At 41.7% G+C, this 13063-nt stretch carries 11 protein-coding genes; 6 read left to right on the top strand and 5 right to left on the bottom strand.

The features are described from left to right. Positions 1 to 42: 42 nt before the first annotated feature. From ACFO6W_RS25825 to ACFO6W_RS25815, 3 genes are all read right to left on the bottom strand, one after another. On the bottom strand, positions 43 to 2301 hold the full coding sequence (locus ACFO6W_RS25825) for a monovalent cation:proton antiporter family protein (protein WP_380001975.1): 2259 nt from the start codon (positions 2299 to 2301) through the stop codon (positions 43 to 45). Positions 2302 to 2774: 473 nt separating this feature from the next. Then, positions 2775 to 4001, bottom strand: a complete 1227-nt coding sequence (locus ACFO6W_RS25820) for a glycoside hydrolase family 88 protein (protein ID WP_380001973.1) — start codon at positions 3999 to 4001, stop codon at positions 2775 to 2777. Positions 4002 to 4077: 76 nt separating this feature from the next. Further along, positions 4078 to 5157: an aldose epimerase family protein gene (locus ACFO6W_RS25815; RefSeq protein WP_380001971.1), complete on the bottom strand. Its 1080-nt coding sequence runs from the start codon at positions 5155 to 5157 to the stop codon at positions 4078 to 4080. A gap of 678 nt (positions 5158 to 5835) precedes the next feature. Between ACFO6W_RS25815 and ACFO6W_RS25810 the strand changes: the two genes are divergently transcribed. From ACFO6W_RS25810 to folK, 6 genes are all read left to right on the top strand, one after another. Beyond that, positions 5836 to 6714: a cell division protein FtsX gene (locus tag ACFO6W_RS25810; protein ID WP_380001969.1), complete on the top strand. Its 879-nt coding sequence runs from the start codon at positions 5836 to 5838 to the stop codon at positions 6712 to 6714. A 4-nt stretch (positions 6715 to 6718) separates the two neighbouring features. After that, positions 6719 to 6982, top strand: a complete 264-nt coding sequence (locus ACFO6W_RS25805) for a DUF3098 domain-containing protein (protein WP_380001967.1) — start codon at positions 6719 to 6721, stop codon at positions 6980 to 6982. Between the two features lie 14 nt (positions 6983 to 6996). Then, positions 6997 to 7848 (top strand): undecaprenyl-diphosphate phosphatase, encoded by an 852-nt coding sequence (locus ACFO6W_RS25800; RefSeq protein WP_380001965.1) that lies wholly within the window; start codon positions 6997 to 6999, stop codon positions 7846 to 7848. Further along, positions 7848 to 8537, top strand: coding sequence for a tRNA pseudouridine(55) synthase TruB (truB, locus tag ACFO6W_RS25795; RefSeq protein WP_380001963.1), 690 nt, complete (start codon positions 7848 to 7850; stop codon positions 8535 to 8537). The genes ACFO6W_RS25800 and truB overlap by 1 nt, the downstream gene beginning before the upstream one ends. 67 nt (positions 8538 to 8604) lie before the next feature. Further along, the gene (gene queA / locus ACFO6W_RS25790; RefSeq protein WP_380001961.1) at positions 8605 to 9654 is read left to right on the top strand and encodes a tRNA preQ1(34) S-adenosylmethionine ribosyltransferase-isomerase QueA; all 1050 of its coding nucleotides are present in this window, start codon (positions 8605 to 8607) and stop codon (positions 9652 to 9654) included. Then, positions 9655 to 10140 carry a 2-amino-4-hydroxy-6-hydroxymethyldihydropteridine diphosphokinase gene (gene folK / locus ACFO6W_RS25785; protein ID WP_380001959.1) on the top strand — a complete coding sequence of 162 codons (486 nt, stop codon included), beginning with the start codon at positions 9655 to 9657 and terminating at the stop codon, positions 10138 to 10140. It abuts the gene before it with no gap. Here the strand turns inward: folK and ACFO6W_RS25780 are convergent. Both ACFO6W_RS25780 and ACFO6W_RS25775 read right to left on the bottom strand, forming a co-directional pair. Further along, positions 10137 to 11588: a glycoside hydrolase family 10-like protein gene (locus ACFO6W_RS25780; RefSeq protein WP_380001957.1), complete on the bottom strand. Its 1452-nt coding sequence runs from the start codon at positions 11586 to 11588 to the stop codon at positions 10137 to 10139. The genes folK and ACFO6W_RS25780 overlap by 4 nt on opposite strands. A gap of 3 nt (positions 11589 to 11591) precedes the next feature. Continuing rightward, a complete protein-coding gene (locus ACFO6W_RS25775) occupies positions 11592 to 12911 on the bottom strand; it encodes a TldD/PmbA family protein (RefSeq protein ID WP_380001955.1) in 1320 nt (439 codons plus the stop codon). Between the last annotated feature and the right edge of the window lie 152 nt (positions 12912 to 13063).

The following is a 13063-nucleotide window of genomic DNA, read 5'->3' as shown; positions in this document are numbered from 1 at the left end:
CAGGTTTCGGCTGCAGCTTTTGAATTCTCTCCGGCAAATCTTTCAGAACAGCTTATTGATGTTGGCCTCAAATGACGCTAACTTATCCACTTCCCCGGCAATCCATACCACATCGTTTTCATGAAATACGAAGCTCGCGCTGAAATTCGTTATAGATTCGTTTCCCCTGTCTATACCTATGACCAGGCATTCGGTTTGTTCCCTGACACTTAGACGGGCGATGCTTTTATTTATCATTACCGATCCTTCCCCGACAGGATATTGGGAGAGGCTGATATGATGCTGTACGGCTTCACTCATTGCAGTTTCTCCATTGTTCCGGTTCTCGACCGATTCTACAAACCTCATTATTTCGTCGTCCGACCCACAAATAATGATCCTGTCGTGCGGATACAGATATGCTTTGCCGTCAGGAATATTTATTTTCTTGTTTCCCCGTATAATCGTGATAATATTGACGCCCGTGCTTTGCCGGTAATTGAGTTCGGCCAATGTCTTGCCCACACTTGGCGAACCGGGCGACACTTCAAGTTCTTCGATATGTATATTTTTGGATAACAGACCTTTTGCTACAGCTGATGATATTGCTGCATTTTTTTCCTTACTGTTGAAGTTGTCGATAAATCTTTTCTCTATCCTGCGTGACTGAATTTTCACTCCTTTTATGAAAACGATAGCGGCAAGGTAAGCGATAGCAATGATTATTGCCGTTATGGATGAGGACGGGAATAGTATATGCAATTCGAATATAACGACAGAAAAACACAAGGCTATACGGAATAAGATGAGGATAACCAGGGCCACACGGTTCGAGGGCTGTTTGTCCCACAATTTCCGGAACTCGTCCGACCTGTTTTTCTTCATTATTATAGCACGCAGTAACGGGGCCATACATGTCAGCGTTAATGCAGTAGCCAGGATTTTCCCGAAAACACCCGGAATACTTTCTATTATGAACGGGTTTATAAACAGTTTGAACAGTTGTATGACAGCTATACTTATCACCAGATACACGATGACAAATGTGAAAACTTTTTTCAGAAGGATATTCCATGTCTTTTCCTCCGTAACCGTATTATAAGCCGAAGAAGCATAGCCTTCTATCAGCTTTTCCCATTTAGGCGGTATCCGTTTTATTATCCAGTCGGCCAAAGGGCCCGAAATTTTCAGCATGTACGGGGATATGAAGGTCGTGATAACTGCCACCGCTACAATAATAGGGTAAAGCGCTTTGCTTATCACTCCCAGACTTGTACCCAATGTAGCGATAATGAACGAGAATTCTCCGACCAAAGCCAGGCTGCATGCGGCTTTGACGGCAACCTTCAATCCTTGTCCCGACAATAAAATACCGATTGTGGAGAACAGAGGGCGTCCGATAAGAATCACACATGTAAACAGCGCTATATATACCCCGTATTCCGCTATTACCTTAACCTCGATCATCATGCCGACCGATACGAAAAAAATAGCCCCGAACAGATTCTTCAGAGGCAGCATCATATGTTCTATATGCTTGCCTTCCAATGTTTCGGATAAAATGGACCCCATGATAAATGCGCCTAATGCAGCCGAAAACCCGACGTATGTGGCAAATAATACCATTCCTAAACATAAACCGACCGATATGATAAGCAAAGTTTCGTCATTGAGGTGTTTTTTCAGTTTCTTCAGGAATGTAGGGATAAGGTATATACCGCCCACAAACCATATAACAATAAAGAAAGTAAGTTTAAAGATTTCGTATACCAGCTGAGTCCCTTCGAAGTGTTTGCTGACCGCGACCGTACTCAGCAAGACGAGCATTAAGATGGCGGCAAGGTCTTCTACGATGAGCATGCCAAAGGCAATACCTGCAAACCTTGTCTTCTGTAGTGACATATCATTGAATGTCTTAATAATAATAGTCGTAGAAGACATGGATAGCATACCTCCAAGGAAAAGACTGTCCATGTGCGACCAGCCTAACAGCTTGCCTATAGTATATCCAACGGTTACCATACAGGTCATGTTGAATAATGTTGCAATGGATGCCGTCCCCCCTACATCCATCAGTTTCTTGAAACTGAATTCAAGCCCCAGCGCAAACAGGAAAAAGATAATTCCGATCTCCGACCATATATGTATACTTTCCAGGTCAGCTATAGATGGAAAGAACGTTGTATGGGGGCTGATGAGAAGCCCGGCAACGATATATCCTAATACGACAGGCTGTTTGAGATATTTACATATAATCGTGACTATCCCTGTAGTAATAAGGATAAGGGCAAGATCATTCACAAATCGTGGCAAGTGTTCCATTGTTGTAATTATTTAGTTTATGTTATGACCGCATTTCCTGTTTTTGGAATACCGGTTATACCTGACAACCGGGCTGTTTGTATAACTTTCCCAATCTAAATCCGTCATTTCCGGGTACAAAAAGAATATAATGTATTGATAAGAATGAAGTGCATTCCCAACTGGGATTCAGCTTCAAAAGTATATACAGAATCTGAGATTCCGGCAAATTTTTGCAATGATTTTTCAGAAAAAACACTACACATAGGCAAATGTTAAAAGGAATACCCAACACAGTATTCGAACTTTCCAAAATAGAGAAACAGCAGCATTGTTGCTTATCAGCGAAAGCACCGTAAATGAACACATCGCCTTAGCATATAAACTGATCTTGTTGTATGTGAACAAAAAGATATGAGTGAGCCTGTTTTGATTCAACGCTTCATCACTGGTTATAATTTCGGTTGTGATACGAAAAAACATATCTGCGTAAATTAGCTTGCTGACTTTTTATATTTTACTAAAGATTCCAGAAAGTAATAATCGGCATAGACCAATGGAACATCAATCTCCGAATGGTGGGGGATACTACCCACACAATGCATGAGCAGAAAGTCTCCGTTTGTACCTGACGGAGCTCTGTATGAAGGGGATGCCAGATTTTTCAGTATTTTCACAGCTGTATCGGTATAATCCCGATTCTTAGAGAAACTGCCTAAGTCGAATAAGGCAGAACAAGCTATTGCGGCCGCGGATGCATCTTTCAGGCTTGCTTGAAATTCCACTGCATAAGAGTTCCCTTTTGGTATGTAACTTTTTTGACCTACATTGAAGTCCCAGACGGGGACTAAATCCTCGGGGAGGTGCTTTAGATAGAAATTCATGATCTTAATAGCAGCATCAAGATATGCCGGGTCTTTTGTCTCACGATACATCATCGTAAAGCCATATGCAGCCCATGCCTGTCCTCTGGCCCAGGTCGAATTGTCACTAAAGCCCTGTGCTGTGACCTTGTGGTGGATTTCTCCGGTAAGAGAGTCGTAGCAGACAACATGGTAACTACTGTAATCATCTCTGAAATGATTTTTCAGAGTTGTGTTTGCATGTGCTACAGCTATGTCGCGCAGTCTTTTATCTCCCGATAATTTAGAGGCTTCAAGTAATAATTCCAGATTCATCATGTTGTCTATTATAACAGGGAAATGCGATTCTTCCCCGTCCCATGATTTATGATAGTTCCATGATTTAATGGCCTTGGTTTTCTCGTTATAACGGGTTGCCAGCGAATAAGCACTTTGTATGATTATGTCTTTATACTCATCTTTCGGGGCAAGCCTGAGCGCATTTCCATAACTGCAATACATCATAAACCCTAAGTCATGATGAGCTGTAAATGTCTTCAAGGGCTCTAAAGAAGTTGTCCATTTTTCGGCATTGTCTTTCCATACGGAATCTCCGGTAAGCTCATATAAATACCACAAAGAACCCGGGAAGAATCCCGGAGTCCAGTCATACATACCTGTAGTAATCAGCTTTCCTTCTTTATCAGTCGAACGCGGATAGTTTTTTCCGTCCGGTTCCCCTACATTTTTCAACATATCAGATGTTTGCCGGGTGGCAAAAATAATATTTTCCTCTATAAAGTGTTTCTCGCTATTGCTTGTGCATGATATGCAGGTAGATAAGATAAATATAAATGACAGATAGAGAAATATCTTCATTATAATATGGATTAAATATATACAGACAGGTGATAGTGGATAATCCCTACCACCTGAATATTCATTATACGATTAATTATTGTTCCGTTACGGAAAACGCGTGTACGGTTTTGCTTTTGAATGTTTCTCCGGGGCGTAATACGACACTCGGATATTCAGGCTTATTGATACTGTCGGGGAAATGTTGTGTTTCGAAACATACCGCAGCACGCATAGGGTAACGGTGTCCGTGCTTGCCCTCGAAGTTTCCGGTCATCCAGTTTCCGGTATATATTTGGACTCCCGGTTCGGAAGTAGATATGTTCATCCGGATGCCTGTTTTTGGAGAGTAGCATTCTACAGCCAACGCGCATTCACCTTCTTTTTTATCCAATATCATAGTATGGTCGTAGCCTTTGCCGAAATATAATTGCTCAAAATCCGCTTCTATTCTTTCGCCTATCGTATGGGGGGAAGTAAAATCGAAAGGCGTTCCTTTAACAGCTTCAGGCTTACCGTATGGGATGGCAGTATCGTCCGTAGGAAGGTAATTGGATGCATGCATTACCAGTATATGGTCGTTTATGCTCGGATCGCCTTCTCCCGACAAGTTAAAATATGAATGGTTTGTTAGATTGAGGATAGTCGCTTTGTCGGTAGTAGCCTCGTAATCTATAGAGAATTCATTACTATCTGTCAGGGTATAAATCATTTTTACGCTCAGATTACCGGGGAATCCTTCTTCTCCGTCTTTTGCAAGATATCTCAGTTCCAAAGTCTGATTGCCTGTTTGCTTGGCATCCCACACTACGGCATTGAAACCTTTCAAGCCTCCATGAAGATTATTCGGGCCGTTGTTTATGGCTAATTTATATGTTACACCGTCAAGTTCAAACTGTCCTTTAGCTATACGGTTTCCTGTTCGCCCACAGACTGCCCCGAAATATGGTTCTTCCGAATTCAGATATTCAGCCAGGCTATTATGTCCCAGTACGACATCTGTTAGTTTGCCGTTCTTATCCGGAACAGAAAGCGATACGATTTTCCCGCCGTAGTTGATGACCGTAGCTTCAGCTCCTTTGTTATTGGTAAGGACATACATACGTACATCTTTTCCATCTACTTTTCCCGAGAAGTTGGCAGGGTTCAGCCCCGATTTGGTTTCATTTGTTTGCATGATATTATTTTGTTAGTTAAATGTGTGACTTATAGTTGTTCGGAATATATTTTCCGTCCTGGTTGTTAAATGCAAATATACAATAATATTTTAACGAACCCCTTCCCTCTATTCGTGCATATAAGGGAATGTTTATTAAAAAAAATAAAATATGAAAATGATGATCGTTTTTCCAAAAGGTAACAAAAGTAACACCTTTTGAACGCTTTTCATATCGATTTTCAAATATGGATACAAATTTTCAAAAAGCTATTGGCCAAGAGCTAAAACTATCGGCCGGTAAGTTATAGATAAAATTCGTTTGATAAAATACATGTGTTTGCAATAAGAATGAAAAAAAGACCCTAAAGATGAACGGAGGGAAAACACTCTTGAAAAAATATTTACCATGAACTAAAATTTGAACCGGTTCCAAAACAAATGCCCTGTTTTTACTGTTTCCTTATAGTGGTTGAATTGTATTTTTAGGCAAAAAGAAGCCTTATTTATTAAAAAAAACAAAAATAGTTCTAATACATGCTTTTATTTTGTTTCTTTGCAGCGAATTTGGGTGCGTTGTACCCGCATGTAAGGATTATCCGGCAAAGAGTATTTGCGCAACATTTTCAGTTGTAACAGATGTGTGGTTTACATGCAAAATAACAAATAGGTCAGTGACCGTTAATTGTCTCAGTGCAGATGTCTGATAAACGACAACCTAAAACAATATCTTTATTTACCTCAGGAGTAATATCTACCATAAGTATCACTCTTGTGCTTTTTTTGTTGGGGTTAACTGTTCTGGTGGCTTTTACCGGAAAGGGGTTGGCAGCGTATTTTAAGGAAAACATGGGTATGTCTGTCGAATTGACGGGAGATATGGATGCTGCTGCTGTTCAGAAGACAAAAGAGAGGATAGAGGCTAACCCGTATGTGAAATCTACAACTTACATAAGTAAGGAGGAGGTGAAGAAACAACTGGTAGACGATCTGGGGGGCGACCCCGAAGAAGTGCTGGGTTATGACCCGTCGCGAAGCTATTTCGATGTGTTCATCAAGTCCGAGTATGTAAATACCGATAGCATAAAAAAAGTAGAAGCCAGTTTTAAGGATTTCAAATTGACCAAAGGCCTGTCTTTTAAGGAGGAAGATATTGCACTGGCCAATCAGAACCTCTCGAAAGTAGGTTCTATCCTTCTCATACTGGGTATTATACTTATTCTTATATCTTTTACATTAATAAGGAATACAATACAATTAAATATATATTCGAAACGTTTCTTAATTAATACCATGCAGCTCGTTGGTGCAACGAATGGTTTTATCAGGCGTCCGTTTATAATGAGTACGGTTGTTTCGGGCATAATAGCTGCTATTCTGGCTAATGTAGCCATAACAGGGGTTATATATTACTTTACGAATGAATATCCCGAACTGATATCGATTGTAACCATGACTGAATTGCTGATTGTATACGGACTTGTATTAATCATGGGAATACTGATTACCGTTCTGGCTACAATATCGGCAGTGAACAGGTATTTAAGAATGACAACAAATAAACTTTATCACGTCTAAGAATATGGATAAGAAAGATTTTGCATTTGGCAAACATAATTACATTATTTGTGCAGTATCTGTTGTTCTCATCATTGTAGGATTTATATTGATGACCGGTCCTGCATCGAGTGTCGAAGGAGGTTTTGAACCGGATATTTTCAGTGCAAAGAGAATTGTTGTAGCACCGATGATCTGTTTCGCCGGCTTTCTGCTCATGATTGCGGGTATCCTGTACCCCCGTAAGAAGGTGTTGGCTGACGAAAAAAAAGAACACAACCAATTATAAAACTATAATTTGTAATGAGCATTATTGAAGCAATTATTATTGCTATTGTAGAGGGACTGACTGAATTTCTACCTGTATCTTCTACCGGACATATGATTATCGCGCAAAGTCTTTTGGGCGTTGAGAGTAACGAATTTGTAAAAGCTTTTACCGTAATTATCCAGTTTGGAGCCATCTTGTCGGTAATTGTATTATATTGGAGACGTTTTTTCCGTTTCAGGGAAGTTCCCGGATCTGAAAATGCTGGCTTTTTGAAATATGCTTTATATAAATATGAGTTCTACTGGAAGCTGTTGATGGGATTCATTCCTGCCGCCATATTAGGATTCATATTCAATGATATGATAGACGAATTGTTAGAGAGCGTATTGGTCGTATCCATTATGCTTGTTTTGGGAGGTATCCTTATGCTGTTCGTTGATCGGTGGTTTAACCGTCCTGAAGACGGTGAGCAGGAAATTACATATAAGAACGCCTTTATAATAGGTTGTTATCAGTGTATCGCCATGATACCGGGCGTATCCCGTTCTATGGCAACTATTGTAGGGGGGATGAGCCGCGGGCTCAGCCGCAGGAATGCTGCCGAATTTTCATTCTTTCTGGCTGTTCCTACTATGGCTGCCGCAACAGGTTATAAATTGCTGAAACTGATAATGTCCGATACGGGATTCGAATTATTAAAAGAAAATATAGGAGTCCTGATTGTCGGTAATGTGGTAGCATTCATTGTCGCATTACTTGCTATCAAGTTCTTTATCGGTTTTGTCACTAAATATGGTTTTAAACTGTTTGGCTGGTATCGTATTATTGTTGGTGGCATCCTGTTGGCGCTATTGCTTTCGGGATACGAATTAACTATCATTTAATGGATTTTATTTCAGGAGAGGTCTTATACATAAATAAACCGCTTAATTGGACATCGTTTGATCTGGTACGGAAATTGCGGAATAAACTTTGCCGGAGATTAGGCGTTAAGAAATTGAAAGTAGGTCATGCCGGAACGCTTGACCCGCTTGCTACGGGAGTGATGATTATCTGTACCGGGAAAAAGACCAAGCTGATAGAAACCTTCCAGTATCAGACCAAAGAGTATATTGCAACCGTAAAATTAGGGGAAACTACTCCGTCTTTCGACTTAGAGACAGAAGTAGACGCAACATATCCTACGGAGCATATAACCGAAGAGTTGGTTAATCAGGCCTTGGTACAATTTATCGGAGAGATCCAGCAAATACCTCCTACGTATTCTGCCTGTAAGGTAGAGGGGAAAAGAGCTTATGAATTTGCCCGAGAAGGACAGGATATTGAATTGAAGCCCAAGCTGCTGGCGATAGATGAAATTGAGCTACTCGATTATACTATGCCTGAGATAAAGATCAGGGTGGTATGCAGTAAGGGAACCTATATAAGGGCATTGGCAAGGGATATTGGTTTGGCTTTAGGGTCCGGAGGGTATCTGACGGCATTGGAACGCATCCGGATAGGAGATATTACTCTCGACCAGTGTGTTGCAGGAGAACAGATAGAAGACGTGATAGACGCCCTTTTGGATTAGGATATCAGGATATATCCTTGTATGTTTGCAGATTATAATAGAAACTAAATTAATTTATATATAGAATATGAAACTTTCTCAATTCAAGTTTGATTTGCCTGAGGAATTGATAGCCTCTCATCCTGCTAAAAACAGGGATGAATCCCGTTTATTGGTTGTCAATCGCAAGACCGGAGAAGTTGAGCATAAGGTTTTTAAAGATATTATCGAATATTTCGATGATAAGGATATATTTATCTTTAACGACACAAAGGTTTTTCCTGCCCGTTTGTACGGGAATAAGGAAAAGACCGGAGCCACTATCGAAGTATTTTTACTCAGGGAGTTGAACGAAGAATTTCACCTGTGGGATGTGCTGGTAGATCCTGCACGTAAAATCCGTATCGGGAATAAGTTATACTTTGGCGACGATGATTCAATGGTAGCCGAAGTAATTGATAATACAACTTCCCGCGGACGTACACTCCGTTTCTTATACGACGGGCCTAGCGAAGAGTTCCGTAAGGCTCTTTATGCATTAGGAGAAACTCCTATTCCGAAGTATCTGAACAGAGGCGAAGAAGCTGAAGATAAAGACCGTTACCAGACTATCTTTGCCAAGAATGAAGGAGCAGTGGTTGCTCCTGCTGCCGGATTGCACTTTAGCCGTGAACTGCTGAAGCGTATGGAAATCAAAGGCATTGATTTCGCGTATATAACATTACATTCAGGCTTAGGTAATTACCGTGATATCGATGTGGAAGACCTGACAAAACATAAGATGGATTCGGAGCAATTGCTGATTACAGAAGAAGCCACGATACATGTAAACCGCGCAAAGGATGAAGGTCGCCGTGTATGTGCCGTGGGTACATCTGTGATGAGAGCCATAGAGACGATTGTTAGCACAGACGGGCATCTGAAAACCAATGAGGGGTGGACAAACAAATTCATCTTCCCTCCGTACGATTTCGGTATTGCCGACTCAATGGTAACCAACTTCCATCTGCCTCAATCGACTCTGCTGATGATGACCGCCGCTTTCGGAGGATATGATCGTATTATGGATATATACGATATGGCGGTGAAAGAGAAGTACCGCTTTGGTACATATGGTGATGCAATGCTTATAATTTAAATGTTACTGGATAAAGATATTCAGCATGATGTGTTCTTAGGTCTGGGTTCCAATATGGGAGACAGGGGAGAGAACCTTAATCATGCTATAAACAGAATAGAAGAGCGGATTGGTGAGGTTGTTACCACTTCCGCTTTTTACGTTACCGAACCGGTAGGCTTCGAATCGGAGAACCGCTTCCTGAACGCCGTATGTGAAGTAAAGACCAGGCTGCGGCCAATGGAATTGTTGCAACGGACACAGGAGATAGAGACGGAGATGGGACGTACAACCAAATCAGAGAACAAGGTGTATGCCGATAGGATAATCGATATCGACCTGCTATTGTTCGACGATAAGGTGTATGCCAACGAGAAACTTATCCTGCCGCATCCGCACTTACACGAAAGGGCTTTCGTCTTATTGCCGTTGGCTGAGATAGCAGGCGATTACATCCATCCTGTTTTACATAAGACAATCAATCAGCTTAAAACCGAACTGGGCTAATGCTCTCCTCCGGAATGCACGAAGTATGCGGGAAACGACTGCACGCTTTCGTTATGATACCTGTCGGAGGCTGTAACAAAGTAGTGGAACCCGAATTCACCGACCGTTACCGGAAATGAGTAGCTGTTGGTGCGCAACCCTGTAACCAGCATGTTACGGGCATTGTTTATATCTATTTCTTCTGTTGAAGAGGCATATATATTGTAAGTATAAGTTTCGTTATTGTCGGGAGCATCCCATTTTATATTCAGGTAACCTTCATCTTTATACACCTGCGTAATAACCGGAGAGTTAGGTGATATATTATCCAACCAGGTCAGCGGAGGTAATTTAGCGGGAGTAGGGTAGTAAGTATGGATAGAATCCCTGATTCCTTTCAGGTTGCTTAGAATGTTCCCCGTGCGGAAGTACGCCTGTCCTTTTACCTTATTTTCCCGGGTATATTTCATCTGGTTCAGGATATCTTCCAACGACCAGTTTTGCTCGTCCATCTGATAAACGCCTAGCCCCGGCACAACAATGCGTCCGTTACTGTTTACCACCCAGTCGTCCAGGAATGGATAGAAACGGTGTTCTTTATAATACATCATAGGGAATACAAGGTCGTGTTTCCCGCTTTTCATCCAGTGGCCTGCATCCTGAAAAACAGTTTCATAGGCTGTCCAGCCATCGTTGGGAGCTACATGCTGCAGTACCCGGTACCGTCCCAGGGGAGAACTGCTTATCTGCACCCAGGGCTTGACTGCTTTCACATTGTCGTAAATGTCTGTAACCAACCGATTTATGTTCTCCCTGCGCCAGTCGTGCAGACCTTTGCCATTGCCGTATTTTTTGAAAGTATCATCATCGGGGAATTTCTGAGTATTGCTGGGATAGCGTATATAGTCGAAATGTATGCCGTCGACATCATAATTCTTTACTATTTCGTCTACAATGGATGAGATCAATTTCTGAGATTCAGGCCTTCCGGGATCGAGATACCAGGTTCCGTGGACTTCTTTGTAATAATCAGGTTTGTCTTTAACTACAGTCCCTTTTCTCCTTCTACCTTTTCCCGTATATTTTATTTTTGCTTTATCCATCGTATAGGTTACAAGCCAGGCATGACATTCCATCCCTCTTTTGTGGCATTCCTCAATGGCAAATGCCAATGGATCGAAACCTTCCGACTGATTAAAGTAGGTGCTTAAAGGTTCTATTTTCGATCTGTAAAATACAGACCCCTGCGCGCGTGCCTGAAATAGCACCACATTGAAATGCTCGTCTTGTAACTGGTCGAGTATATCGCATAATTGTTTTTTTTGTGCTTCTACGCTGGTGCCTTGTCTGGGCCAGTCCAGCCCCCAGTTGGTAGTAAGCCATGCGGCCCTTACTTCAGTGGAGGGTACCTGTGCAAAGAACGATATCGGAAATAAAAAGAATATTGTGAGTATGTTGAATAATTTCATGCTTTACAATCCGCTAAAATTTACATCGCTGAACAAGAGGGATGGTAACCGCCATGGCGAACTTTCACGCGGGTCATTTCCTACTTCTGCAAGGTTTTTCCATAGAACAAGTATGTTACCCGTAATGTTCATCTCGCTTATCGGGGTAGTTGCTATGCCGTTTTCGATAAGGAAACCCTCTACTCCAAACGAAAAGTCTCCGGTTGTGGGGTTACTGTTCCCCCCGTTGAAGCCCGTTATCCAGATACCTTTTTGTACAGATTGAAGTATTCCGTCAGAGTCCCTGCTTCCCGGTGCGGCCTGTATAATGGATGGCGAGGCTATCGTTGGCCCTACATCCATTTTCAGCGAGTTGTATGTATCTATGAAGTATGTTTGTAATATACCCCTGTCTATGATGACACGCTCTTTGGTGGCGACGCCTTCGCCATCAAACCATCTGGCTCCGAACGCACGGGCAAGATGGGGAGTATCTGTGATAGTCAGCTTGTCGGATGTGATCTGCTGCCCCAGTTTGTCCAGCAGGAATGAATTCTTTTGCTGCAATGCTGTTCCGTACATCGCTCCCATTATTGGAGAAAATAAACGTGATGCGGTGGTGTTGTCGAGCAGCATATCGTATTTGCCCGATTTAATTTTCCGCTGGCCTATTTTCCGCAAAGCCCGTTCAAGCGCTATTTTTCCTATTCCGCTTTTCTTCAGGTCGTCCCAGTAAACAGAACTGTCGAACCAATACGATTCGGCCCGGGCATCGCCGTCTGTTTTCAGGGCGGTTTCCACAGTCAGGTTGAAAGCCGAGTCTATGCTTTCAGCTTCAAAACCGTTGCTGGCAACCATATATTCAGCTCCTACACCGTCGTCATATGACGAAGTGATGGAAATAATACGTTTATCCGATTCGTATATTTCTTCAACAGCCTGCCGTGCTATATCCAGTTTTTTATCGGTGCTGATATTTTCAAAGGAATTATCATATAAGTCCAGGTTTTTGCCATCTCCTTTATAATATCTGTCAGAATTTGGTAGTTGGCGTAGCCTGTCCGGAGCCAGATATCCGGTCGATATGATTCCTTCTTTGATAAATGTTTCCAGTCCTGCCTTCTCTATACGGTTGGTAGAAAATGTGCCGTATCTGCCATCGACAAATAATTCGATATACAATTTGTTTTCGGAACTTTGATGCAACTTGTCCAGTTGTGTATTGCGATATTCAAACGAATTATTATTCGCCGTGATAATTGAGACCCGGGCAGCCTGGCATCCGTTCTGCAAAGCGAGCCGCATAGCCCATTGTGCTGTATCTTTATGTTGTTCAGTAATCATCCTATAATGTTTTCGTATGCAAAAATACACAGAATAAGAGAAAGCGATTAATAATTAAGAATGAAAAATTAATAATTAGCTTTTAACAGTTATCAGTAAACAGTCATCAGTCAATAACTCGTAAGATGTAAAACTTTGCGCCTTTGCGTCTT

The sequence above is a fragment of the Dysgonomonas termitidis genome, assembly GCF_042654545.1.
Classification (GTDB): domain Bacteria; phylum Bacteroidota; class Bacteroidia; order Bacteroidales; family Dysgonomonadaceae; genus Dysgonomonas; species Dysgonomonas termitidis.
Note: the sequence above shows the minus strand (reverse complement) of the source record. Positions and strands in the feature narration are given on the sequence as shown.

Excerpts from the sequence above, each read along its gene's own strand:
- ACFO6W_RS25825 (WP_380001975.1), bottom strand. The coding sequence starts at position 2,301 with ATGGAACACTTGCCACGATTTGTGAATGATCTTGCCCTTATCCTTATT.
- ACFO6W_RS25820 (WP_380001973.1), bottom strand. The coding sequence starts at position 4,001 with ATGAAGATATTTCTCTATCTGTCATTTATATTTATCTTATCTACCTGC.
- ACFO6W_RS25815 (WP_380001971.1), bottom strand. The coding sequence starts at position 5,157 with ATGCAAACAAATGAAACCAAATCGGGGCTGAACCCTGCCAACTTCTCG.
- ACFO6W_RS25810 (WP_380001969.1), top strand. The coding sequence starts at position 5,836 with ATGTCTGATAAACGACAACCTAAAACAATATCTTTATTTACCTCAGGA.
- ACFO6W_RS25805 (WP_380001967.1), top strand. The coding sequence starts at position 6,719 with ATGGATAAGAAAGATTTTGCATTTGGCAAACATAATTACATTATTTGT.
- ACFO6W_RS25800 (WP_380001965.1), top strand. The coding sequence starts at position 6,997 with ATGAGCATTATTGAAGCAATTATTATTGCTATTGTAGAGGGACTGACT.
- truB (WP_380001963.1), top strand. The coding sequence starts at position 7,848 with ATGGATTTTATTTCAGGAGAGGTCTTATACATAAATAAACCGCTTAAT.
- queA (WP_380001961.1), top strand. The coding sequence starts at position 8,605 with ATGAAACTTTCTCAATTCAAGTTTGATTTGCCTGAGGAATTGATAGCC.
- folK (WP_380001959.1), top strand. The coding sequence starts at position 9,655 with ATGTTACTGGATAAAGATATTCAGCATGATGTGTTCTTAGGTCTGGGT.
- ACFO6W_RS25780 (WP_380001957.1), bottom strand. The coding sequence starts at position 11,588 with ATGAAATTATTCAACATACTCACAATATTCTTTTTATTTCCGATATCG.
- ACFO6W_RS25775 (WP_380001955.1), bottom strand. The coding sequence starts at position 12,911 with ATGATTACTGAACAACATAAAGATACAGCACAATGGGCTATGCGGCTC.